Genomic DNA, 23,373 nt, shown 5'->3' with positions numbered 1-23,373 from the left:
ATGGCAGGCCCCGTCTACGACAAGCCCGATCTCGAGCGCCGGATGGCCGGTGCGCTCGAATCGCTGAAGCAGGATCTGGTCGGGCTGCGCACCGGCCGCGCGTCGACGTCGCTGCTCGATCCGGTGACCGTCACCGTCTACGGTGCGCAGATGCCGATCAATCAGGTGGCGACGGTGTCGGCGCCCGAGCCGCGGCTGCTCTCGGTGCAGGTGTGGGACAAGACGAACGTCGGCCCGGTCGACAAGGCGATCCGCTCGGCGGGTCTGGGGCTCAACCCGATCGTCGATGGCACCACGCTGCGCCTGCCGATCCCCGACCTGACCGAAGAGCGTCGGAAGGAGCTCGCCAAGCTGGCCAGCCAATATGCCGAGAAGGCACGCATCGCGGTGCGCAACGTCCGTCGCGACGGGATGGACAATCTCAAGCTCGACGAGAAGAAGAACGGCCTCTCCGAGGACGAGCGCAAGCGCCACGAGGGCGAGGTCCAGAAGCTGACCGACGCGACCATCGCCGACATCGACGCGGTGACCGCCGCCAAGGAGAAGGAAATCCTCGGCAAGTGAACGCGACGCCGGCCAACGCGGCGTCGGCTGCAGGCGGCGGGACGGACCTGTCGGTGCCGCGCCATGTCGCGATCATCATGGACGGCAACGGGCGATGGGCGAAGGCACGTCGGTTGCCGCGCTTTGCCGGCCACAAGCAGGGTATCGAGGCGGTGCGGCGCACGGTGCGCGCGGCGGGCGACCTCGGGCTCGAGGCGCTGACGCTTTACGCCTTTTCGTCGGAGAATTGGCGCCGTCCAGCAAGCGAGATCGCCGACCTGATGGGGCTGCTGCGCCATTATATCCGCGCCGAGCTCGACGAGCTGGCGCGCAAGGGCGTGCGCATCCGCATCATCGGCGACTATCGCAAGTTCGAGCCCGATCTGGTCACGCTGCTCGACAATGCGGTCGAGCGTACCGCGGGCAACGACAAGCTGACGCTGGCGATCGCGCTCAACTACGGCGCGCAGGACGAGCTGCTGCGCGCGACGCGGCGGCTGATGCGCGAGGCGCGTGCCGGCGAGATCGATCCCGACATGCTCGACGACGCGGCGTTCGAGGCGCGGCTCGATACCGTTGGCCTGCCCCGGCTCGACCTGCTGATCCGCACCTCGGGCGAACAGCGGCTGTCCAACTTCCTGCTGTGGCAGGCGGCCTATGCCGAACTCGTCTTCACCGAGACGCTGTGGCCCGATTTCGATCATGCGCAGCTCGCCGACGCGATCGCGGCCTTCGGGCGCCGCGAGCGCCGCTATGGCGGACTATGATTACCGATACCGTCCCTGCGCCGAAGAAGAAGTCCGATCTGGCGCTGCGTAGTGTCACCGGGATCGCACTGATCCTGATTTCGGTCTTCTGCCTCGTCTATGGACGCGAACCGTTCTGGCTGCTGCTGTCGGCCGCGACGTTGGCGATGATCGCCGAATGGGCGTCGCTGATCCGCGCCGCCCGCTGGCAGATGTGGTTGGCGCTCCTCGGCTTGCTGCTGCCGCTGTTTCTTGCCGCGCCGCATGCCAATGTTCCAAACACGGCGTGCTGGTACGGCCTGCTCGGCGCCACGCTTGCGGTGTTCGCCTTCACGCGCAATCCGAAGCTGGCCGCAGGCATGCTCTATGCCGGGCTGCCGACGCTCTCGCTATTCTTCATCCACGATCGCTATGACGGGATCGACCTGAGTTTCTGGACGCTGGCGATGGTCTGGACGACGGACATCGGTGCCTATTTTGCCGGCCGCAGCATCGGCGGGCCCAAGCTCGCGCCGGTGTGGAGCCCCAACAAGACGTGGGCGGGGCTGCTCGGCGGGATGATTGCCGCGATCATCGTCGGCTTCGCATTGACGCTGGTGCTGCACGTCACGCTTCGCTTGGCGGCGTTCGCGGGGCTGCTCGCGGTGACGGCGCAAATGGGCGACCTGTTCGAAAGCGTGATGAAGCGCCGCGCGGGGGTCAAGGACTCGGGATGGGTGCTCCCGGGGCACGGCGGGGTGATGGATCGGCTGGACGGTGCCGTCCCCGTGTTGTGCATCGTGGCGCTGATCGTCGCTTCTGGGATAGTGTAGAGATATGCGCAGTGTAACCATCCTCGGTGCGACCGGCTCGGTCGGCACCTCGACTCTCGATCTGGTCGAGCGCGAGCCCGATCGCTTTCGCGTCGAGGCGCTGACCGCCTACAGCGACGTCGACGGGCTCGCCGCCGCGGCACGGCGGACCAACGCCGCGGTCGCGGTGATCGGCGACGCGACCAAGTTCGACGCGCTCAAGGCGGCGTTAGCGGGCAGCACGATCAAGGCCGGCGCCGGGCCCTCTGCCATCGTCGAGGCGGCGCGGCGCGGCGCGGACTGGACGATGGCGGCGATCGTCGGGCTGGCCGGGCTGGAGCCGGTGATGGCTGCGTTGTCGTGCGGCAAGGCGGTTGCGCTCGCCAACAAGGAATCGCTGGTCTCGGCGGGGTCGATCATGATCCGCGCGGCCGAGGATGCCGGCGCGCGGCTGCTCCCGGTCGACTCGGAGCACAACGCGGTGTTCCAATGCTATGAGCCCGCGCCCGGCCGGGTCAGCCGGATCATCCTCACTGCCAGCGGCGGCCCGTTCCGCACCTGGACGCGCGAGGCGATGCGCGGCGTGACCCCGGCGCAGGCGGTCAAGCATCCGAACTGGTCGATGGGCGCCAAGATTTCGATCGATTCGGCGACGATGATGAACAAGGGGCTCGAACTGATCGAGGCGCACCATCTCTTCCCGGTCGGCGCCGACAAGCTCGAGGTGATCGTCCATCCGCAGTCGGTGGTGCATTCGATGGTCGAATATATCGACGGCTCGGTGCTGGCGCAGCTCGGCTCGGCCGACATGCGCATCCCGATCGCGCACGCGCTCGCCTGGCCCGAGCGGATGGAGACGCCCTGCGCGCGGCTCGATCTCGCCCGGATCGCGCAGCTCGACTTCGAGGCGCCCGATCTCGAGCGCTTCCCCGCGCTCGCGCTGGCGCAGGCCGCGCTGACCGCGGGCGGCGCGCGCCCGGCGATCCTTAACGCCGCCAACGAGAGCGCCGTCGCCGCCTTCCTAGCCGGGCAGATCGGTTTTCTCGACATTGCATCGGTCGTCGCCGAGGTTCTGGCACAATATGAGCCAGCTGCGCCCACGACGCTCGCCGAGGTCGTGGCGATCGACGCCGAGGCACGTCACAAGGCCGCTTCGGTAATGCGAAGGCGAGCAGCATGACGGCGATCGGTGGCTTCTTCTGGGCGGTAGCGTGTTTCCTCCTGGTGATCGGGCCACTGATCTTCATCCATGAGCTCGGCCATTATTTCGTCGGCCGCTGGTTCGGCGTGAAGGCCGACGCCTTCTCGATCGGCTTCGGCCGCGAACTGGTCGGCTGGACCGACAAGCGCGGCACCCGGTGGAAGGTCGCGGCGCTGCCGCTTGGCGGCTATGTCAAATTCGCGGGCGACATGGGGCCGGCGAGCGAGCCCACCGCCGAATGGCTGTCGCTGCCCGCCGCCGAACGCGCGCGGACCTTCCAGGCGAAGCCGGTCTGGCAGCGCTTCCTGATCGTGTTCGCGGGGCCTGCGGTCAATTTCCTGTTCGCCTTCGGCGTGATCGCGGCGATCCTGATCGCCTACGGCGAACCTATGACGCCGCCGGTGATCGCAGGCGTGCAACCACGCTCCGCGGCGGCGCAGGCGGGGCTGCTGCCCGGTGATCGCATCGTGCGGATGGACGGCACCGCGATCCGCCGCTTCGAGGACATCGCCTTCTTCACGCAACTCCACCCCGGCGCGACCGTCCCGATCGCGCTGATCCGGCACGACCGGCCGATAACGATCAGCGCGACGATCCGCGCGATCGCGGAAACCGATCGCTTCGGCAACACGACCCGGATCGGCCAGCTCGGGATCGCGCAGACCGGCGGCACGATGCAGCGCGTGCCGCTGCTCGAGGTGCCGCACCGCGCGGCGAGCCTGGTGGCGCAGTCGGTCGGCAACACGATCACCGCGATTAGCCAGATCATCGACGGCACCCGCTCGGCCCGGGAGCTTTCGGGTCCCGTCGGGGTGGCGCGCGTCGCGGGCCAGCAGGCGACCTTGGGGTGGTTTGCGATCATCCTGCTGATGGCGGGCATATCGATCAATCTGGGGTTCATCAATCTCCTGCCAATCCCGATGCTGGATGGCGGCCATCTGCTCTTCTACTTGGTCGAGGCGGCGCGTCGCCGCCCGGTCGAGGCGCAGGTGCAGGAATGGGCCTTCCGGTCGGGGCTGGCGCTGTTGTTCGGCCTCATGCTGTTCGTCACGTTCAACGATCTGGGCTCGGTCGGCCTGTGGCAACGTCTCGCCGGTCTCGCCGGCTGACCGCGCCCAACCCATTCGGGCCGCCGCATGCCGGGTTGATCGCTGGGCGCTGATCGGGCAGGGGCGTAGAGTGGGAGCAGCAGGCATGGGCGCAAGCCGTGCCGTGCAAGCGTGAGGGCGATTACAAGCGTGATAATGGATGGCAAGCACAGCCGGATAGCCTCCGTGCTGCTGATCGGGACGATCCTGGCGACGGGATATGAAGTCCCGGCCGACGCGCAGCGTGCGCCGCGCCATCGTCCACATGGCGTGCCCGTGCCCGTCGACACCGCGCCGCAGGTCGGCAGCGCGCCGGCTCCTGCATCCGGGCAGGAGGTGATCCGCTCGATCAAGGTGACGGGCAACCAGCGTCTCGAGCCCGAGACGGTGATGTCCTACGTGGCGCTCAAGACCGGCGACATCTACACCCGCGAGGCCGGCGACACCGCGCTCAAGGCGCTGTACGCGACCGAGCTGTTCGCCGACGTCACGATCCGCGACGAGAATAACGGCGACATCGTCATCGCGGTCCGCGAGAACCCGGTCGTCAACCGGATCGTGCTCGAGGGCAATAAGCGCCTCAAGAACGACAAGATCATGCCCGAGATCAAGCTGGCGGCGCGCGAAATCTTCACGCGTTCGAAGGTGCGTGCCGATGTCGGCCGGATCATCGAGCTGTACCGCCGCCAGGGCCGCTATGCCGCGACCGTCGATCCGCAGATGGTGCTGCTCGACCAGAACCGCGTCGACGTCGTGTTCGAGATCCACGAGGGCGACAAGTCCAAGGTCCGCCGGATCAACATCATCGGCAACGACCATTTTTCGGATGGCGAGCTCAAGGGCCAGATGGCCACCAAGGAAGCGACGCTCACCCACTTCCTGTCATCGGGCACCAGTTACGATCCCGATCGTCTGGCCTATGACCAGCAGAAGCTGCGCCAATACTATCTGACGCAGGGCTATGCGGATTTCCGCGTCGTCTCCGCGGTCGCCGAGCTGACGCCCGACAAGAAGGACTTCATCATCACTTATGTGGTGGAGGAGGGCAAACGCTACAAATTCGCCGACATCAAGGTCGAGAGCGATATTCGCGACCTCAAGCCCGCGACGCTGAGCACGCTGATCAAGGTCAAGCCCGGCGACTGGTACAATGCCAAGGTCGTCGAGGATACGGTCGACGCGATGACCGAGACCGCCGGGCTGCTCGGCTACGCGTTCGCCAACATCGATCCCGATTTTCACCGCGATCCCGCCAAGCTGACGATGGGCGTGACCTTCAAGGTCAATCAGACGCCGCGCGTCTATGTCGAGCGCGTCGACATCAATGGCAACACGCTGACCCAGGACAAGGTCGTCCGCCGCGAGTTCCGCTTGGCGGAAGGCGACGCGTTCAACGGCTTCCAGGTCAAGCGCTCGCGCGATCGCATCCGCTCGCTCGGCTATTTCCAGGATAAGCTGGAGATCGACCAGAAGCCGGGTTCGTCGCCCGACAAGGTCATTCTCGAGGCCAACGTCCAGGAAAAATCGACCGGCCAGCTGCAGGTCTCGGCGGGCTATTCGAGCCTCGAGAAGTTCATCGTCAACCTGTCGATCGAACAGAATAATTTCCGCGGCAAGGGCCAGACCGTCCGGGCCAGCGCCGACTGGTCGCTCTATTCGAAGTCGGTCAGCACCGGCTTCACCGAACCCTATCTGTTCGACAAGAATGTCGCCTTCGGGTTCGACATCTTCCGCCGCGACTATCGCTCGTACGACATCACCTCGACCAACGACCGCAACACGACCTACAACCAGACCACGACCGGCTTCCAGATGCGCTTCGGCATCCCGTTGACCGAATATTGGTCGCTGGCGACGCGCTATGGTCTCAGCCAGGACAAGGTGTCGCTCGACAAGGACACCTATTACAGCACCGACAACCCGCAGGGCATCCTTGCCTGCGATCCGATCGTGGCAGGCCGCTATCTCTGCGACGCGGTCGGCAATCGCACGACGTCGTCGGTCGGCTACAGCATCGTCTACGACAATCTCAACAACCGCATCACGCCGTCGAAGGGCAATCGCTTCGTCTTCGGCCAGGACTTTGCGGGTCTGGGCGGCAGCGTCAAATATCTGCGCACGACCGTGTCGGACGACAAATATCATGATCTCGGCCATGGCTTCGTGCTCAACCTCCACGCCGAGGCGGGCTATATTCTGCCTTACGGCAAGCAGCGCTACGACGATGTCGGCGACGAGATCGACCGTATCCGCCTGACCGACCGCTTCTATCTCGGCGAACCGCAGCTGCGCGGCTTCGACATCCGCGGCATCGGCCCGCGCGTCGTCCGCTACGGCTATAATTCCGACAATACGACGCTCAACCTGACCAAGGACGGCCGTCTGCAGGACGATGCGCTCGGCGGCCGCGCGGATTATCTCGGCCATATCGAGGTCCAGGTGCCGCTGGGCGCCGGTGCCAAGGAGGCCGGCTTCAAGCCGTCGATCTTCATGGACATGGGCTCGGTGTTCGGGGTCAAGCAGCCGCCGCTGCTGCCCGCGGACGAGACCGCGCCCGGCGCGGCGGGCCTGACCCGCCCGATCCTCGCGACCGGCGGCCTGACCCAGTGCCAGACGACAACGACCGCCACCGACGGCACGTCGAGCACGGCGCTGAACTCGCTGCCGAAGGGAACGACGGTCTGCCCCTCCGGATCCACGCTCTACGCCTCGACGATTGCGCCCTTCCAGGAGGTCTATTACGGCGGCAGCTGGAAACCGCGTATCTCTGTCGGTGTCGGCGTCTCGTGGAATTCGCCCTTCGGCCCGCTGCGGATTGACATCGCGAAAGCGCTGGTCAAGCAGAAGGGCGATGAAACCAAGCTCTTCTCCTTCAACGTAGGAACTCAGTTCTGATGACCAACATGTTCAAATCGGCGCTGTTCGCCGCGACCGCCGCCGTTTCGCTCGTCGCCGTCCCCGCCATGGCCGCGGACGCCGCCGTGCTCACCGTCGACGTTGACCAGATGTTCCAGAACTCGGCTGCCGGCAAGAGCGGCAGCAGCCAGCTCAGCGCCAAGTACAATCCAGTGCTTCAGCAGCGTCAGGCCGAGCTGAACACTGCGATCACGGCCTACAACGCGGCCGTCAACACGCTCAAGGCGGCAACCAAGCCCGGCACCCAGCCGCAGCCGACCCCGGCCTTCCTGCAGGCGCGCGATCGCGTGCAGGCGGCGCAGGACGCGGTCCAGGAAGTCGAGCAGGCGGTCAACCAGCTCGCCGGCTTCGTCCGCTCGCAGATCATCGATCACGCGCGCCCGGTCGCCGAGCAGATCCGCGCCGAGCGTAAGGCAACCGCGGTGATCGCCAAGGACTCGGCGCTCGCGTCGGATCCGGCCAACGACATCACCAGCACGCTGGTCCAGCGTCTCGACTCGTCGTTCACGACGCCGAGCATCACGCCGCCGCAGGCCGCCGCTCCGTCCGCGCCGTCGACCAGCTCGAAGCCCACGCAGGGCCGGTGAGCGGAGACACCGCTACCGAAGGCGCCGTCATCGGCCCGCTGGATATCCGGCGGGTGATGGCGGCGCTGCCGCATCGCTACCCGATGCTGCTCGTCGACCGCGTCGAGGAGATCGTCCCCAACAAGTCGATCCGCGCGATCAAGGCGGTGACGATCAACGAGGGTTTCTTCCAGGGTCATTTCCCCGGCCGCCCGATCATGCCCGGCGTGCTTGTGATCGAGGCGCTGGCGCAGGCAGCCGGCGTGCTCGCGATCGAGAGCCTGGGCGCTGCGGCGTCGGGCAAGCTCGTCTATTTCATGGGCATCGAGAACGCCAAGTTCCGCGTGCCCGTCGAGCCCGGCGTCTTGCTCGTGCTCGAGGTCGAGGTCGTGCAGATGCGCGGCAAGGTCAGCAAGTTCGCGGGCCGCGCATCCGTCAATGGCAAGCTTGCCACCGAGGTCAGCTTCACCGCGATGATCGCGGATCCGCCGGCGGCCTGAACGCGGCGAGCTCGTCCGGCGTATTGACGTTGGCGATCGAGTCGTCGGCGGAGACCCAGCGGGCCTCCGCCGCGATGCCCCAGGCACGGATCGAATGGTCTGCGGCGGTCTGCAGCCAATGCAGCAGCGGCTCGGCGAGCCTGCCATCCCACAGACCGATCGTCGGCTGACCCCGCAGGATCGCGTTCGGCGCGCCGAGTTTCGCGCGCAGGTCGCGCGGAAGGCCGGGTAGGTCGCAGCCGGCGGTCAGCACTGCGTCGAATCCATATGCCTGCGCGAAGGCCAGTGCGCCGGCCAGCCCGCCAAGCGGGCCGAGTCCCGGCGCGGGACGATCGCCGATCCGCTCCAGCCCCGGCCAGTCGCGCCCCGCGACCATCAGCGCGTCGCATTGCGGGCGCAGCCGGTCGGCGACATGATCGAGCATCGCGGACCCGTCGATCATCGCCAGCGCCTTGTCGCTGCCGAACCGTCGTGCCTGCCCGCCGGCGAGGATCGTGCCCAATACCCTCACGGCTTGCGCCACGGGCATGGTTGGACTATCGGAGCCGGCTTGCGAGGCTGGTCGGTAACCAGCCTGCTCACGGAGTTTGCCTGGTGAAGAAGAATACCCACCCCGACTACCACAAGATCACGGTCCAGATGACCGATGGCACCACTTACGAGACGCACTCGACGTGGGGCAAGGAGGGCGATGTGCTGTTGCTCGACATCGATCCGCTGTCGCACCCGGCGTGGACCGGCGGCCGCGGTAACATGCTCGACGCGGGCGGCCAGGTCGCGCGCTTCAACAAGCGTTTCGGCAGCTTCGGCAGCCTCGCCAAGAAGTAAGATTGAGCATCGGCGGGTTTGCCCGCCGATCGCCGCTGCTAAGATCGTCGCGCCGCCCGCGTTCATCGCGGTGCGGCGCGCTGTCGTTCGGACATATTCCGGATCGAGGCGACCGTCGTCCCCGCGGATCGGATCCGGGGTCTCGCGTGCCGCGCGGCGCAGCAAGACGCGGGACCCCGGGTGACGCAACGGACGCGGCCCTAGAAGGCCGACAGCCCCGTGATCGCACGGCCCAGGATCAGGCCGTGGATGTCGTGCGTGCCCTCATAGGTGTTGACCGTCTCGAGGTTGGCGGCGTGTCGGATGACGTGGAATTCGGCCGAGATGCCGTTGCCGCCGTGCATGTCGCGTGCGACGCGGGCGATCGCGAGCGCCTTGCCGCAATTGTTGCGCTTGGCGAGCGAGATCAGGTCGGGCTGGAGAATGCCGTCCTCCATCTGACGCCCGATCCGGAGCGAGGCCTGCAAACCAAGTCCGATCTCGGTCAGCATGTCGGCGAGCTTGAGTTGCACCAATTGCTTGGAGGCGAGCGGCACGCCGAACTGCTTGCGATCGAGCGTATAGCTGCGCGAGGCATGGAGGCATGCTTCGGCCGCACCCATCACGCCCCAGCCGATCCCGTAGCGCGCGCGGTTGAGGCAGCCGAACGGCCCCTTGAGCCCGGAGACGTTGGGCAGAAGCGCATCCTCCCCGACCTCGACGCCGTCGAGCACGATCTCGCCGGTGATCGAGGCGCGCAGCGACAGCTTGCCTTCGATCTTCGGCGTCGAGAAACCCGTCATGCCGCGCTCGACGACGAAGCCGCGGATCGCGCCGTCATGCGCGTCGGATTTCGCCCACACCACGGCCAGATCGGCGATCGGCGAGTTGGTGATCCACATCTTGGCGCCGTCGAGCTTGTAGCCCCCGTCGATCTTGGTCGCCTTGGTGCGCATGCCGGCCGGATCCGAGCCGGCGTCTGGTTCGGTCAGCCCGAAGCAGCCGACCCATTCGCCGCTCGCCAGCTTGGGGAGATATTTGTGGCGCTGCGCCTCGGACCCATAGGCGTAGATCGGGTGCATCACGAGGCTCGACTGCACGCTCATCGCCGAGCGGTAGCCCGAGTCGACGCGCTCGACCTCGCGCGCGATCAGCCCGTAGGCGACATAGCCGAGACCGGCGCCGCCATATTCGGGCGGGATCGTCGCGCCGAGCAGCCCGAGCGCGCCCATTTCGGTCATGATCTCTCGGTCGAAGCGCTCGTCGAGATAGGCTGACGTGACGCGCGGCAGCAGCCGATCCTGCGCGTAGCCGTGCGCGGTGTCGCGGACGAGCCGCTCTTCGTCGGTCAGCTGGCTCGAGAGATCGAACGGATCCGCCCAGTCGAGCGGGGTGACGGTAGGTTCGGCCATGACATCCTCGGTTTGTTTGCCCGAGGCAAAGGCCTTTCCGCGCGTCTTGGCAACCCCTGCAAGACGTTAGGCGTGGCCGGACTTGCGGAGCAGCCCGAGCTCATACGCATCGAGGCGCCGGTGGAAGGCGAGGCCGAAGAACCTGTCGTTGAGCCAGGCGATCGTCGCGACGATCTCGACCGGGCCGGTGGTGAGCACGATCTCGTCGCCATTGCCGAACGCCCGCGCATCGGCCTCGAGCATCGCGCCGCCGGCGGAGAGATCGACCAGCGCCGCGGCGAGCGTCGGCATGCGATAGGCGCGTACCGTGGCATCGAGCCGGACGATATGGCGTTCGTCGCCGCGCCGCTCGCGAGCCGAAATATGATCGGTATGCGTCTGCATCGCTACTCCCTGGCCGCGATTTCCGTTGTTCCGGTCGCGGTCCGATCCCGCACGATAGCACGCGCCGGGCTAACGCTCCGTTAAGGCATGGCGGGCGGGGTGTCCGTCGACATGGGACTTGTAGATGGCGGAAATCCAGGATTTTTGGCCTGACCTGATTTGAATTGGCCCCCAATTCGACCCCCACATTGTTTAGAGTTGTCGGATGGGGGATCGTCGCAGTCTACCTCTGGAGCATGCACCGACGTGTGGGTGTGCTAAGCTGCCAGCATGCTGCCCACCCAAGCCTTCCGTGTGCTGGAGATCGCAGCCGAGGGTATTGCCCATGGACCGCAGACTGGCCCCGATGTCGTGGCCGCGCTGCGTGCGCTGAGAGGCAAGGCAGAACGCTGGCGGCTTCTGTATCTATGGGAGTACCTGGAGTTCGATGCAGTGGCCGAGCCAAACCGACTGATCGGCGCGCATCAGAACCTTGGCGCCGCGTTGACGGCATCGCGCACGAACTGAAGATCGCGCGGCTCGATCCGGTCGCGCTTGCTGCCGCGGTGAAAACGAGTAGCGTCGCACCATGAGCACGCTACCCGATCCCTCGACGATGACCGACCAAGAGCTTGTGCGGGAGTGGGAGTGCGTCGAGGACTGCGATCAGAGCGCGCCGCGCACCGATGCGCTGGCCGCCGAGCTTGAGAAGCGGAACGTCGACTTCTGACGATTCCACCCCGGCGCGGGATGTGGTATGAAGATCGGGCTGCGGTGTTGCGCGAGGTCGGCCGGCACTCGCGATCAGGGATTTCCTCATCGCAGCACTTGAAGACCTAGCTTGCTAGGCCGCCCGGGTTGATCGCCGGGTGTCGATAAAGCCCCGCCGCGCCTCTCTGCGATGCGCACCTGGCGGGGCTACTCGGCTTTCGGAACGTGCCGACGCCGCACCGTATCCATGAACCAATACGACCACGACCAGCGCGTATGCCCCTTATCGTAGGGCGTGCCATCGCGGAGGTAGCCGGAGCGCATCACTCGATCCCTAGCTTTCAACCGGCGACCACGGGTCGTTTAGATACGGAGGTTCGGTAAACGGCACAGCCCGTAGTCACGGAACGTTCCGTGATCGACTCGACTCAGGGTGCATATCCGCTTAACGTGGCGAACCCCACCCAGTTCTGACACTGGATGGGGCTCAACTCGTCCGGGGGGACAAGACACTTGCTAAGGGCTGGCTACGACAATCTGCCAGATCCGTCAACGCCCCTTCGGACATAAGGAGATCTTTATGTCTGAACATTCGAAACCAAGCGATCTGATCATCCGGGGGCAGGCTGTGGGCCAGGACGGCGATGGCCTAATCCGGCTAAATGACATTTGGACCGCCGCAGGGTTCACCAAAAATCAGCGGCCCGGCGACTGGGTCCGTCTTCCGACCACGCTGAAGCGCATAGAGCGGGTGCTTGAGCTAATTACGGGAAAATCCCGTAATTACACGAAGGCCGACATCGTTCGCGTGCTGAAGACTCGGATCGGATCGGGCGGCGGCACATACGCAGATGTCCGTCTGGCGCTTGATTACGCGGAATATCTAAATCCAAAGCTTGCGATCGAAGTGAAGGAGGTGTTCCTCCGATACAAGGCGGCCGACCCAACTTTAGCCGATGAGATCCTAGAGCGGGCCTCACCAGAAGCTAACCGCTGGGCGGGCATGCGGGCGATGACTAGGTCGAACCGCAATAGCTACACCCTAACGCTTAAGACTCACGGTGTCGCGGAGAAGGGGTACATGAACTGCACTGAGGCGGTTTATCAAGCGCTCCTCGGAGGCAAGTCTTATCAGCTCCGAGCACAACGCGGTCTTCCGCCAAAAACCAATCTCCGTGATCATATGTCGATCGATGAGTTGGCCTATATAATGGCGGCCGAGGCGCTGTCTGCTGAGCGGATTGAGGAAGAGGCGAGACAAGGCAACATTCAGTGTGCAGATGCCAGCTCGATCGGGGCAATGGCTATCAAGCAAGCTATTGAGGCTGACCGCCGCAACCGCCAAAAACCGATGTTGTAACTTCGCAGCGGGAGTGAGACCCCGCTATAGCCCCAGCTTCCCAAGCGGAGACGTATCCGGCGCGCGGACCAGCGCGAACTCTGTCGTCGGGATCTCCACCAGCGGCGGCATCCAGTCGAACGAATATCCGCGCTGGCGAATGCGCCGTCCGTCCCATTCGACCTCGTGGTGTGAGCCAAGAAAGCCCTCCGCGATGTCGAACGAGATCGGGTCGCCAGCCTGCGGGCGAGGGTCGACCACGTCCATATAGAACGCGTTCTGCTCGCCCGCAGGTAGGGTCGTCTCAACGCGCAGCACGGGTTCAGCGCCGGCATCCTGGTCTGGCATCTGGCCGAGCCAGTCGACGGACTGAACCTTCGCGCTGCGCATCGGATCAGGCCGCTTGCGCGATCGGCGCGGCGGCGACGGCTGCCGGCTGATCGGTCAGCGCCTCGACGATCTTCGTGGCATCGGCCGCGAGCGCCGGTACCGTCGTCGACATCGTCTGATTGTAGACGAGCTGCGCCGCGCCGCGGACAGCGTCCTCGACCTGCTCGGCCGTCGCGGTCACGCCGCCGGCGGCGAAAAGCGTGATCGCCGTCGGGATCGCGTTGGTGACAACCTGCTCCATCTTCTCGACGCCGGTAAGCGACGAATCCTTGAGCGTGGCGATCTCGGAAGCAATGAAGGTGCCGACCGGGCTGGCCTTCAGCGCCAGGACGAGATCGTCTGCGGCCGACTTCGCCGCTACCTCGACGACGTGGCCGGCATCAGCCAGCGCCGCCTTGATGACCGCCTTCTGCGCGTCGTTCGCGAAGACGATGTGGAAGTTTTTGATCAGGGACATGTCATTCTCCTTGGGTGGTGGACTGTTGGCCCGGAGCGGGCGAACCTGTGTTGACCGTCTCCGCTGATGCGATGGCGGTTCCTGGCTTCGTGGGGCGAAAGGTGCCCAGCACGCCGATGAGGCCGCTGACGGCCGCCCCCACGCCCAGGGCTTCGTATGGCCGGGCCAGCGCGCAGAGCGCGGCGCCGATGCCTGTCAGCACGACGATCGAGATCAGCACCGCTACGAAGGCGATGAGGCTATGGTCATCAGTTTCCATGGTTCGTCCTCAGCGATGACGGAGCCGTGCCAGCGGTTCGCACGCCGTGCACTCGTCGCGGTTGCCGTGCGGGCACTGCTCCCGCGCGAAAGGCTCATCAGGTAAAACTGACCCGCCCGGCGAAACTCGGTCCCATTCCGAGGGGTTCGACACGTGTTCCGTTCGGACCGCGACCACATGCGAACCGAAGTTCGCGTGAACTATCAGTGCTTCCGAGCTATGCTTATGCCGGATCAAGTCACCGGGCTTCAGCCCTGCGTAGGCGTCCCTGTTCATGCCGCATTCGCCGGCAACATTCCCGCTGCCAGCTTCGCCGCGACCGCCGCGCAGACCTCACCGCGCGTGATCCGCCCGCTATGGTCGGCATCGAGGCCACGGTTCTGGAGGTAGCGCGCCGGGTGCGCATCGCCCTCGCTGAACATCACGTAGCTGTCCGGCTTGCCGACCGCGTCGGGCCACAGGATCGGCATGTAGACGTCGCCGAGGTTGTGCATCCGTCCGCGCCAGGGGCGGAAGTAGAGGTCGACGAAGTCCAGCTGGTCGACCGCCGTCATCAGGGCCAGCTTGCCCGTCGTGGTGTGAAGCTGACCTGCGGTCTGGGGCATGAACTGGATCAGCCCGACCGCGCCTGAGCCCGCACCGTTCTTCACGTCCGGCCGGAAGGTGCCGGCGCTCTCGAACGCCATGCACGCCATCAGATAATTCGGGTCGGTGCTGAGACCATCAGCGATCGCGCGCACGCGAGCTCGGAAATCGGGCGCGACTCTGCGCCCCCAGGCGAGTGGGGTCATGGACCTATCCTTCGATGGTGGGTGTTGAAGCTCGCAGGGCCGCCTGACCGCTGCGGGTGTTTCGCGGCCTTAGAGTCCCGCTGCCTCACCCGGCCGGCGGGGCTCGTTTCTAGAAGCGGTAGATCGTCCAAGGACCTGGCAGCGTCGGCAGTGTGCCAGGCGCGAGGAATTGGACTCGCTCAATACGTCGGCGATCATAGGCAAGCGCCAGGCCGAACAGCCGAGCTAGGCGAGCGCGAGGATGCTCCTGCATGGACCTATCTTTCGATTTCGGTGGTTAGCGCGAAAGGGCCGTCGGCTTCCTTCCTGATGAGGGCGGTCTTAGAGCCCCGCGGCGACCTCTTGCGCGGCGGGGCTCGCATCTTCGTAATGAGATCGCTATGGCGCGCGCAGGGTCGGTCTGGGCCGCAACTCGTCCGACCTTAGAGCCTCGTCGCGGCGGAAACCCGCGGCGGGGCTCGCAACATCTTCGGTTCGCCGTCCGTTGAGCGCGCAGGGGCAGGCAACCCCAACTTGCCTGGCCTCAGAGTTCCGCCGTTTGCACCTCTTGCGGCGGCGGGGCTCGTCTCAATCCTTCAGCGGGATGGCGGTCGCCGCGATCTTGGCTGCGGCGAAGCTGGACTTCTCGCGCTCCTCGCGGTCGCGCATATCTTCGCGCATCTTCCGGATCTTGGCCGCGTGCTCGGCCGCTTTCTCCGGAGCCGCCTCGAGCAGCAACAGGATGGCGTCGAGACATGTGTTGGAGTTGGCGACGCTGTGCCGCAGGATGGCGACCTCGGCTTCGTGTCGAACCCGCTCAGCCTCACGTCCGGCGCGCTCCGTCTCGATATTCCCCTCCAGCTTAGCGATCCGCTCACTCATCAGGTCGAACTCGTCCTTCCGGCGCAGGTTGCCGATCTCCATTATCTTCGGACGCGTGCGGATGAAGGCGACCAGGGCGCCGCCACAGATCAGGTTCAAGATGCCGATCAGCGCGTTGCCGAGCGTAATGCCCGTGCCGAACAGGCCAGACTGGGCCACGATCTTCACATTGGACACGGCATCAGGGACGCTCATGACGAATGTACCCCCATGCGTTGATGGAGAAGATCCCGGTCGCGATGATCGCTGAGACGTAGCACCAGTCGAGCATCCACCCGATGCCGGTCATCCCCTGGAACAGGAATGCGATCCGGTTCAGGAACAGGAAGAAGACCGAGAACCAAATCGGATCGAGCGAGCGCTGCCGCCTGGCGACGACGCGCCATGTCGCCGGTGAAAGCGCGCCGCAGACGACGACGCACATCGCCAAGCTGACCGCCCGGAATAGGGTAGTGGTGTCCATCAAGGCACCTCGCTCCGTGACTAAAGGGTCGGCCACAACAGCCGTTAACTATGCGAGCATTCCCGCTCGGCCGGCGCGCCTTCGTTCCCGCTCCCCGCGGTAGGCGCGCCGGCTATCGCCGCAGCGGCAACCGCCGATGCGAGAAGACGCCGTCCGCCCGCAGGCGCTCGAAGACGACAACCTCCGCTGCCGGGAAGAGCGCGTCGCGGGCCGCCAGCCATTCCGACCGGTCGAGCGGCTTGCCGATCCACCCGGACAGGTGAAGCTCGCGCCCGCCGTTCCGTTCGGTGACGACGATCATGCGATCGTAGTGTCGGCCTGCGTCCGGGAAGAAGCGGACTAGGTGGACGCCGGGGGCGAGGATCGAGGCGACCAAGCGCTGGTCGCTTAGGGTCGCTGTCCGCATCACTTCCCCGTTGTCATCTGGATATAGGGCGAGGTGGCATCGGGCAGCGTTCGGAACAGGTAGCTTGTGGACCAATGCAGGCCACCACCCCACCAGGTCACCCCATAGAGGTTCGGTGCAGCCTTGATCTCGGCCATCACCTGAGGCGCGAGCGCAGTGCAAGTCGGCGACATGCCGGTCGTGCTGTTGCCCAGGCCGGTCTCGCCGATCATCACCGGCATGCCGAACGGGATTGCCTGCTGTGCGAAGGCCATGATGTTGGTGAACGTGGCACAGCTATTGTGCGTGCCCGAGCTATTGCTGTCGAAGTAGCGGTGACCTTCGAGACCCGTCAGGTGCAGCGGATCAATGATGGTGCCACCGGGGAGCTTTGCCATCGCGCAGGCGGCGCTATCGCAGGCGGCCGGAGCGCGCTTGCCTTTGTCGAAGCGGAAGGCGGCGCTGTAGCTGTACCATTCGACCCATAGGCGCCGCGTGACGCCCGCCTTGCGAATGCCGGTCACGATGGCCTGCTCGTCGGTTGCCCATTGATCCCAGGCATTGGAGGCAGTGAAGCCACCCGGCTCATTCATCAGGTCGAGCTGGACGAACGCGCTCTTGGGCATGAGGCTGTCGAACTTGACCGCGAACGCTACCTGATCGGCGACGGCTGGCCAGCTATATTCGTGGCGATCGAACATGCACGGGACGCTGTTCGTCACGCACCAATTCGCGAGCGCGACCAGCTTGGGCAGGGCGGTATCAAGCTGGCCCGCCTTGAACGGGATGCGAAACAGGTTGTAGCCGACCGCATGATAGGCGGCGAGGTCGGCCGGAACGGGGATCAGGGCGCCCGCGATGGCAGATGCACCGCCGAACTCGCCGCCGCTCACGTTGATGCCGTAGAGCGGACCGGCCGAGCCTGGCGGGACGACAGGGGTAATCGGTGCCACAGGAGCGACAGGGGCGACTACTGTCGCGGCTTGGCCATCCATCACCTGATAGTGGAAGCCGTTTGCGACATAGCCGCTCGTCGCCGGGCCAAGCACGCCGAGCGTCGTGGCGCCGCCCGACAGATAGAACTTCTGCCCGGTCATCCGGTCAATCCAGTAAGACGCGGCTGGCTGAACCATTGTGCGCGCCGCCGTGATAGCGTTCGTCAGTGGCTTGCTGGCGACGAGGATGTCGCCCTGTTGGACGTTGAGCGTGCCAGGTGCGATCGGGACCGTCGCGGCGATAGCGGGAGTGGTGAGCAGCGCTAGGGCTGCGGCGATGAGGGTGCGGATCATGGCTTATACCTCCGTCGAGTTGTTGATATTCCAGGTGTTCGGCGTCGGCGCGGTATCGGCGAACGATGCGATAGCCGAAGCCTGGATAGTAAAGTCCGGGTTCCACAGGATCGCTGTCGAATTGCGGACGATCGCCTTGAAGAACTTGCCGGTTGGCGGCGTGTCCGAGTTGCCATTGTGCCCGACGACGGGTGCGCCGCCCTTTTGGTTGAGGCCGGTCGTCGGGAGGCCAGTGACGGTGCTGCCCAGCTGCGTCCACGTGATTCCGTCCGTCGAGTAGAAGAACGCCGCCGAGCCCGCTGGCACCGAAAATGCCGTGCCGCCTGAGTTAGCCCCGTTAACGGTCGAACCGCCGACCATGATTGCCGATGTTACCGCCGTCGTACCAAGATTGAGAGCCGCACGAAGATAAATACCGTTTGCAGCGCCCGGAGTGAAAACTGTGCTGAGCGCAGCGGAGCCTACGGCCGAGCCGTAAACGCCCGCCGCTGTAAAAAACAGCAACGTGGGCAGATTGGTTGGCCCCATGCAGAAGTTCCATGACGCATTGGACGCCCCCGCGGTGCCGGAGGACCAAGTATGAACTAGCGGCATATTCTTGCCGCTAGTCGCGCCTTGATATGCCGTTAGGGCGCTCCAAACCGTTGCATCGATAAAGCTGTCCGTGCCGCGGTTTGCCGTGCTGCCATTAGCATAGGCGTTCGAGTTGCTACCGGACACGCTCATATAGTGCACCGGAGAAGCGCCGGGGGTTGCTGATACCTCGGCACTCTGCGCGCCCGCGCCGACCGAGTTAATCGCCGCCGCCGTGTAGTAATAAGCCGTGCCGTTGGCGGCAGCCGTGTCCGTGTAGGGCAGCGACTGGTTCGAGGCGTATGGCGTCGTCCCTTCTCCACCAGCCGTGGTGGACCGGAATATATTATATCCCGAAATGGCGGCACCATTCGTGTTCGGTGATTTGGAGAGCGAGATGATATTCTGTGCGTTGCCGCTCGCCACTGTGATTGTGGGGGCGCCGGGCTTGCTCGCGGCCGTCAAAACGGAGGTTTCTGGGCTCGTTGTAGCAAATCCGCCGGCACTAAGCGGGAACACCTGATAGAAGTATGTCGTGCCGACGACCGTATCCAAATCGACGAACGACGTATCCCCCGCAAGCGCTGCGCCGTTGGTGATGACCTCTGCGCCAGAGGTCGTGCTGCGGCGGACCTGATATCCACCGAGACCGCTAGCATCCGGCGCGGATGGCGCGGTCCACGACAACGTATTGACGCCATTCGCCGACGTGGCTGTCAAGCCGGTGACAGGCCCAGGTGCAGTAAGAGTACCGGTAGCGGCGACGCTCTTCGGCGCGGCGTAATTCACCGACACGATGTCACCCGCCGCAAGCGTCAGGAACGATACAAAACCGGACGGGCCTTCCACGATCGACACAGACTGCGCGGTCGTCGCATTGTTGAAGAGCAGAATGCCAGTCGTGCCGTCGGGATTCGTGAAAGCCACATTCTGGACGACAAGATCGCTCTCGCCGACACCGAACGACGTGCTCTTACAGCGGCGCGCGCCCGGTCTCATTACGTTGGTGAGGTGGGCGAGTGCCATATATTCGGGGCGCTTAACGACCGTCGCATTGCCGTCCGTTGAAACCGTCGCGCAAGGCGCCACGATCGCATAGGCGGGTGCGAAAGGCTGATACAGGCCGTTGCTGAGGGGCTCAAGAAACAGGTTCCAGAACGTGACGCTGTTAGCGCCGCAGCGGATTGATCCAATGATCGCATTGGCGAGATGCTGCTGGAGGATTTGCTTATTGCTCAAGCTTCCTACCGAGCACATCTCCGTGAAGTGGATTTCCTTGTTGAGGTTATTCTTCGCGCGCGACAGCTCAAATTCGTGCGCTCCGGCCGTGGAATACCCGTGATAGCCAGCACCTGTGACATAGCCCGCCGCGGTAGCGTCGGCCCATACGTTCGTTACGAGGTCCCCGCTTGCGCCGGTGTAGCCCGTCGCGTTCGACCAATTCATATCGCCGGTAAGGATTTTGACATGACCAAAGCCGGCGCCTGCTAGCGCTGGCCCGAGTATGTCGGCGAACGCGGCCATCTGCACGCCCGTCCAGACGCAGCCCGGATAGGTCGAGGGTCCGTAGTTTCCCTCGTTCTGCATCGTCACGGCCCACACAGGGATGCCAGCTGCGCGGTAAGCCGTCAGTGCCTTGACGAAATAGGTGGCATAGATGGCGTAATTTGCTGGCGTGCCATTGAAGGTGTTGAGGACGCCGTTGACCGACCCTAGCAGTGAATTTATTGTCTTCAGAAACGCGGGTGGGGACCACGGGCAGAAGATAAACTTGAGGCGTGGATTGATCGCCAGCGCCTCGCGCAAGACTGGAATGATGTATTCCATATCCTTTGCGATCGTGAAATTCGGAAGCGTTGCGTCGGTACCATCGTCGGCGTCGGAATATGTGTAGTAGCCCGACGTGCCACGCCATGTGAAATCGGACGTCCCCATTTGGATGCGACAGGTCGAGAAGCCATCCGTCCCGAACGCCATCGTCAGAAGCGCCTTGCGCTGCGCTGGTGTGCAGAAGTTGGCGAGCACATAGCAGGTGCTCTCGGTCAGAGCCGCGCCAGCGCCGAACATCTGCTGATAGGTCTCGGTCGGATCGACATAGATCGCAGTGCCGGGCAGCGCCTGGATCGCGGCAAACGGCGTCATCGCGACGGCGCCCATCTGCACTGTCTCGTCGAGTGACGTGCGCAGCGCAGCCGGCGTTGGCGTGAAGCTGGACGTTGCGGCAGCCTGTGGCGCTGGCGCGAGGACGGTGTTCACCATGGGGGTGATCCTTGATCTGAAGGCTTAGAGAAGGTTGGTGAAGGTGCAGGTCGCCGTCTGGCTCGCGACCTTCGCGACGCCGAAGCCGAACTGGTTGAACCCGATGTTCACGGGGACCGTGATTGCGGATCCGTCCGATCCGTTCAGCACGATGTTGCCTGCTGCCGTGCAGATCGCGGCGAGACCGATGCCGGGGGTGAAGGCTGTGCCGACGGTTACGGCGCCGAAGCTGGTCGCCGGTTTGGTATTCGTCTTGATCAACTGAAGGGTCGCGTCCGTCGCGGCGCCATTCAGCGTGCCAAAGTTAACCGTGGGCGGCGCGGCGAAGGCCGGCAGCGTCCCGCTGATGCCGAACGAGGTGTTCCCGATCGAGCCACCCGCCTGGAACGGCGAGCCGAGCGTCGTGATTGTCGACTGCTGCAACTGCTTGGTCGCCGGGTCAATCTTCGTGCCCGTCGTATCGGTGAGGATGTTGCACTCGGAGAGCGAGCCATCGGACATCGAGATGGCGCACAGCACCTGGGCGGTGCTGTTGCCGTCCTTGATGTTGAGGTTCGCGGCAGCAGCCGGGGCGGCGACGAGCGGAAGGCTCGCCAGCAGCAGCGCTGCGGCGAGGATAGCCTTGCGGAACATGGAGGTCTCCTGGGTTTAGGCGGGGCTGCTGGTGAGGATGGTGGCGACCAGGTACGGCGCCTTGCTGCTGAAACCGGGCGCGCGGGCCACCCAGACCGAAGCGATGGTGTCGCCGACGATCGCCGTCATCGTCTTCGGCTGCGGCATGCGGTTCGTGCTCGGAAACCAAAGCTGGTCGCCTTGCACGCCCGCGATGCCGTCGTAGACGCCGTCGATCGTGACGCGGATGCGCGCGCCGTCCCGGATCTCGGTCATAGCTGCCTCACGATCAGCGCGGCGGTCCGAGTGAGAACGTCGCCCGCTATGGTAGATATCTGGACCGAGATGCCGACGCTGATGCCGGCGCCGGAGAACGACGAGACCGTGGTGTCGCCGGTGTCGCGGAAGTGCAGCCCGATCATGGTCCCGCCGGTGTCGATCTTCGGTCCCCGACCCGTCGTGGTGTCGATCGAGACGCCGAGCGCGGCGCCCTGCGGCGATACCGTGATCGCGAGGATGTCCTCGATCAGATCGTCCTCGAACAGCAGTGCCGACCAGTCCATCGCATAGCCGACGCGATCGGTCGGGCCGAACGGCGCCTTCCACGTATAGGCGCTCTCGGTCGTCAGCGGCGTGACGTTCGAGATGGACGGCACAAGCCCCAGCGTGACCAGGCGCTCGGGCGGCACGTTGACGTTACCCCTCGTCGCGTTGACGTCAGAATTGCTTGGCGGCAGCATGGTGACGCTCAGCGCGGTCGTGTGCGGGCTATTGGCATAGCCGTCGTTCGTCTCGGTGATGGACAGTGCATAGACCGTCGCTACGGCAACGACCGGCAGCGCGGCCGTCTGGACGAGCTCCCACGTGCCGTTGACGAGCTGAGGCTGGGCGAAGGCTGCTGCCGCCCCTGTGGCGGTGACATTGACCCCCATCAGAGGTTCTCACTGTTGCGATAGTCCGAGAAGTCCTCGGACGGCACATAGGTCTGCACGATCGCGGCCGAGACGCCCTGGATCACGGCCAGCACCGCGCCCACGGTCGTCCCGGCCGGAAGGGTTGTGGTGCTCAAGGAAAGGTCGGTCAGGCTGGCCACGGGGTTCTCCTCGACCTGGACGCGTGGGGCTTAGGCGGTCGGCGCCGACGCGGGCGCCGCGGCCGGCAGCGGCACGCCAAGATTGCGCAGCCCGGTCAGAGCAGCGTTGATCGAGGCGCCATAGGTCTGGTCCATGATGAACGCCGGCAGCAGCGCCTCGAGCGCGGCGCGCACCTGGGCGGCGCTGTCGGACGCGACGAAGTCGGTGATCGGCTTCATCTTGGCCGCCTGCGCCGCCGCCGCGGCTGCCTGCGAGGCTGCGATGACCTGCTGAGCCTGAGCGACTTCGGCGTCGGTCGGGGCGGTCGTGGTGGTGCTATCGTCGGCCATGGGGTTCGATCCTTATGATGGTGGTCGGGTGGCTCAGCGCTTGGCGTGATTGCGGGCGCGCCGTGCGGGACGAGGGCTGTTGAGCTGCGCGGGTTTCGGCTGGAGCGCCTCGGCAAGGCTGGCCTCGACGACGGCCCTGGCTGCCTCGATCTCGTCGTCGGTCTCGACGACCGTCGCGAACTTGATCTCGCGCCCATCGCCGAACGCGTCGAAGTCGACCCGCGTGTTGGCGCCGGCGCATTCGTCAGGGTCGAGCCCGTGGGTCGCAATGATGGACGGCGCGAGCAGATAGACGTCGTCGCCTTCGGTCGTCGTGAGCGGCACCCATGGCGCGGGCGCGAACTTCGTCGCCTGGACCATCACCTGCTCTGCCGCGGTGCGCAGCCAGGCGAACATCGGGCCGGCGCCGAAATCGTAGCGGAGGATCGACTTGCAGCCCTTCTTATCCCCGGGAAGATCGGCATGCTCGACGCCGATGATCGACCTGATCGAGGTCGCGGGGATCTTGATCACGCGATGGGCATGATCGGCCAGAAGCACGTTCATTGTGGTTTCCTTCGACATTTGACGGGTGCTGCGCCGGACACCCCGGCTAAGGCGGCAGCGCGCCTATCACTTGTCGTTGCCA

At 65.0% G+C, this 23,373-nt stretch carries 30 protein-coding genes; 12 read left to right on the top strand and 18 right to left on the bottom strand.

Annotated elements, in window-relative coordinates:
- The 8 genes from frr to fabZ all read left to right on the top strand — a co-directional run bounded on the left by frr (position 1) and on the right by fabZ (position 8,351).
- Positions 1–564 (top strand): ribosome recycling factor, encoded by a 564-nt coding sequence (frr, locus tag Q0326_RS08480; protein WP_298689127.1) that lies wholly within the window; start codon positions 1–3, stop codon positions 562–564.
- On the top strand, positions 561–1,310 hold the full coding sequence (locus Q0326_RS08475; RefSeq protein WP_298689124.1) for an isoprenyl transferase: 750 nt from the start codon (positions 561–563) through the stop codon (positions 1,308–1,310). Before frr ends, Q0326_RS08475 begins: the two co-directional genes overlap by 4 nt.
- Entirely contained in the window at positions 1,307–2,101 is a 795-nt protein-coding gene (locus Q0326_RS08470) for a phosphatidate cytidylyltransferase (RefSeq protein ID WP_298689122.1), read from the top strand. Before Q0326_RS08475 ends, Q0326_RS08470 begins: the two co-directional genes overlap by 4 nt.
- Before the next feature lie 4 nt (positions 2,102–2,105).
- Entirely contained in the window at positions 2,106–3,260 is a 1,155-nt protein-coding gene (locus tag Q0326_RS08465) for a 1-deoxy-D-xylulose-5-phosphate reductoisomerase (protein ID WP_298689120.1), read from the top strand.
- Positions 3,257–4,390: an RIP metalloprotease RseP gene (gene rseP / locus Q0326_RS08460; RefSeq protein WP_298689118.1), complete on the top strand. Its 1,134-nt coding sequence runs from the start codon at positions 3,257–3,259 to the stop codon at positions 4,388–4,390. Before Q0326_RS08465 ends, rseP begins: the two co-directional genes overlap by 4 nt.
- A 135-nt stretch (positions 4,391–4,525) precedes the next feature.
- Positions 4,526–7,264, top strand: coding sequence for an outer membrane protein assembly factor BamA (gene bamA / locus Q0326_RS08455; RefSeq protein WP_298689116.1), 2,739 nt, complete (start codon positions 4,526–4,528; stop codon positions 7,262–7,264).
- Complete coding sequence (locus Q0326_RS08450; protein ID WP_298689113.1) at positions 7,264–7,872, top strand: OmpH family outer membrane protein; 609 nt, start codon at positions 7,264–7,266, stop codon at positions 7,870–7,872. The genes bamA and Q0326_RS08450 overlap by 1 nt, the downstream gene beginning before the upstream one ends.
- 56 nt (positions 7,873–7,928) lie before the next feature.
- A complete protein-coding gene (fabZ, locus tag Q0326_RS08445) occupies positions 7,929–8,351 on the top strand; it encodes a 3-hydroxyacyl-ACP dehydratase FabZ (RefSeq protein ID WP_298689215.1) in 423 nt (140 codons plus the stop codon).
- Here fabZ and Q0326_RS08440 read toward each other — a convergent pair.
- Positions 8,317–8,862: an NTP transferase domain-containing protein gene (locus Q0326_RS08440; protein WP_298689111.1), complete on the bottom strand. Its 546-nt coding sequence runs from the start codon at positions 8,860–8,862 to the stop codon at positions 8,317–8,319. The genes fabZ and Q0326_RS08440 overlap by 35 nt on opposite strands.
- Positions 8,863–8,945: 83 nt before the next feature.
- On the opposite strand from Q0326_RS08440, the gene rpmE reads away from it, so the two are divergent.
- Positions 8,946–9,179, top strand: coding sequence for a 50S ribosomal protein L31 (gene rpmE / locus Q0326_RS08435; RefSeq protein ID WP_298689109.1), 234 nt, complete (start codon positions 8,946–8,948; stop codon positions 9,177–9,179).
- 200 nt (positions 9,180–9,379) lie between these two features.
- On the opposite strand, the gene Q0326_RS08430 is transcribed toward rpmE, so the two are convergent.
- Positions 9,380–10,570: an acyl-CoA dehydrogenase gene (locus Q0326_RS08430; protein WP_298689107.1), complete on the bottom strand. Its 1,191-nt coding sequence runs from the start codon at positions 10,568–10,570 to the stop codon at positions 9,380–9,382.
- Between the two features lie 66 nt (positions 10,571–10,636).
- A complete protein-coding gene (locus tag Q0326_RS08425; protein WP_298689105.1) occupies positions 10,637–10,954 on the bottom strand; it encodes a PilZ domain-containing protein in 318 nt (105 codons plus the stop codon).
- Between the two features lie 270 nt (positions 10,955–11,224).
- Here Q0326_RS08425 and Q0326_RS08420 point away from each other — a divergent pair, with 270 nt between their 5' ends.
- The 3 genes from Q0326_RS08420 to Q0326_RS08410 all read left to right on the top strand — a co-directional run bounded on the left by Q0326_RS08420 (position 11,225) and on the right by Q0326_RS08410 (position 13,004).
- On the top strand, positions 11,225–11,461 hold the full coding sequence (locus Q0326_RS08420) for a hypothetical protein (RefSeq protein ID WP_298689103.1): 237 nt from the start codon (positions 11,225–11,227) through the stop codon (positions 11,459–11,461).
- A gap of 61 nt (positions 11,462–11,522) precedes the next feature.
- Positions 11,523–11,663: a hypothetical protein gene (locus Q0326_RS08415; RefSeq protein ID WP_298689101.1), complete on the top strand. Its 141-nt coding sequence runs from the start codon at positions 11,523–11,525 to the stop codon at positions 11,661–11,663.
- Positions 11,664–12,224: 561 nt separating this feature from the next.
- Positions 12,225–13,004, top strand: a complete 780-nt coding sequence (locus Q0326_RS08410) for a KilA-N domain-containing protein (protein WP_298689099.1) — start codon at positions 12,225–12,227, stop codon at positions 13,002–13,004.
- Positions 13,005–13,028: 24 nt separating this feature from the next.
- On the opposite strand, the gene Q0326_RS08405 is transcribed toward Q0326_RS08410, so the two are convergent.
- The 15 genes from Q0326_RS08405 to Q0326_RS08335 form a co-directional block, all read right to left on the bottom strand.
- Positions 13,029–13,373: a hypothetical protein gene (locus Q0326_RS08405; RefSeq protein WP_298689097.1), complete on the bottom strand. Its 345-nt coding sequence runs from the start codon at positions 13,371–13,373 to the stop codon at positions 13,029–13,031.
- A gap of 4 nt (positions 13,374–13,377) precedes the next feature.
- The gene (locus tag Q0326_RS08400; protein WP_298689095.1) at positions 13,378–13,830 is read right to left on the bottom strand and encodes a hypothetical protein; all 453 of its coding nucleotides are present in this window, start codon (positions 13,828–13,830) and stop codon (positions 13,378–13,380) included.
- A gap of 1 nt (position 13,831) precedes the next feature.
- Entirely contained in the window at positions 13,832–14,089 is a 258-nt protein-coding gene (locus Q0326_RS08395; RefSeq protein ID WP_298689093.1) for a hypothetical protein, read from the bottom strand.
- A 272-nt stretch (positions 14,090–14,361) separates the two neighbouring features.
- The gene (locus Q0326_RS08390) at positions 14,362–14,880 is read right to left on the bottom strand and encodes a transglycosylase SLT domain-containing protein (RefSeq protein ID WP_298689091.1); all 519 of its coding nucleotides are present in this window, start codon (positions 14,878–14,880) and stop codon (positions 14,362–14,364) included.
- 567 nt (positions 14,881–15,447) lie between these two features.
- Positions 15,448–15,936, bottom strand: coding sequence for a hypothetical protein (locus tag Q0326_RS08385; RefSeq protein ID WP_298689089.1), 489 nt, complete (start codon positions 15,934–15,936; stop codon positions 15,448–15,450).
- The gene (locus tag Q0326_RS08380) at positions 15,923–16,204 is read right to left on the bottom strand and encodes a hypothetical protein (RefSeq protein WP_298689087.1); all 282 of its coding nucleotides are present in this window, start codon (positions 16,202–16,204) and stop codon (positions 15,923–15,925) included. Before Q0326_RS08380 ends, Q0326_RS08385 begins: the two co-directional genes overlap by 14 nt.
- A gap of 112 nt (positions 16,205–16,316) precedes the next feature.
- Entirely contained in the window at positions 16,317–16,505 is a 189-nt protein-coding gene (locus tag Q0326_RS08375; RefSeq protein ID WP_298689085.1) for a hypothetical protein, read from the bottom strand.
- A 104-nt stretch (positions 16,506–16,609) separates the two neighbouring features.
- On the bottom strand, positions 16,610–17,878 hold the full coding sequence (locus Q0326_RS08370; protein WP_298689083.1) for a cellulase family glycosylhydrolase: 1,269 nt from the start codon (positions 17,876–17,878) through the stop codon (positions 16,610–16,612).
- 3 nt (positions 17,879–17,881) lie between these two features.
- The gene (locus tag Q0326_RS08365; RefSeq protein WP_298689080.1) at positions 17,882–20,710 is read right to left on the bottom strand and encodes a glycoside hydrolase family 30 beta sandwich domain-containing protein; all 2,829 of its coding nucleotides are present in this window, start codon (positions 20,708–20,710) and stop codon (positions 17,882–17,884) included.
- Between the two features lie 24 nt (positions 20,711–20,734).
- Entirely contained in the window at positions 20,735–21,343 is a 609-nt protein-coding gene (locus Q0326_RS08360) for a hypothetical protein (protein WP_298689078.1), read from the bottom strand.
- A 15-nt stretch (positions 21,344–21,358) separates the two neighbouring features.
- Positions 21,359–21,598: a hypothetical protein gene (locus Q0326_RS08355; protein WP_298689076.1), complete on the bottom strand. Its 240-nt coding sequence runs from the start codon at positions 21,596–21,598 to the stop codon at positions 21,359–21,361.
- A complete protein-coding gene (locus Q0326_RS08350; protein WP_298689074.1) occupies positions 21,595–22,254 on the bottom strand; it encodes a hypothetical protein in 660 nt (219 codons plus the stop codon). The genes Q0326_RS08355 and Q0326_RS08350 overlap by 4 nt, the downstream gene beginning before the upstream one ends.
- Entirely contained in the window at positions 22,254–22,415 is a 162-nt protein-coding gene (locus Q0326_RS08345) for a hypothetical protein (protein WP_298689072.1), read from the bottom strand. The genes Q0326_RS08350 and Q0326_RS08345 overlap by 1 nt, the downstream gene beginning before the upstream one ends.
- A gap of 30 nt (positions 22,416–22,445) precedes the next feature.
- Positions 22,446–22,745, bottom strand: coding sequence for a hypothetical protein (locus tag Q0326_RS08340; protein ID WP_298689070.1), 300 nt, complete (start codon positions 22,743–22,745; stop codon positions 22,446–22,448).
- Positions 22,746–22,778: 33 nt separating this feature from the next.
- Entirely contained in the window at positions 22,779–23,291 is a 513-nt protein-coding gene (locus Q0326_RS08335; RefSeq protein WP_298689068.1) for a hypothetical protein, read from the bottom strand.
- Positions 23,292–23,373 lie beyond the last annotated feature (82 nt).

This window comes from uncultured Sphingomonas sp. (genome assembly GCF_937859915.1).
Lineage (GTDB): Bacteria > Pseudomonadota > Alphaproteobacteria > Sphingomonadales > Sphingomonadaceae > Solisphingomonas.
This window is presented reverse-complemented; position numbering and strand designations above follow the sequence as displayed.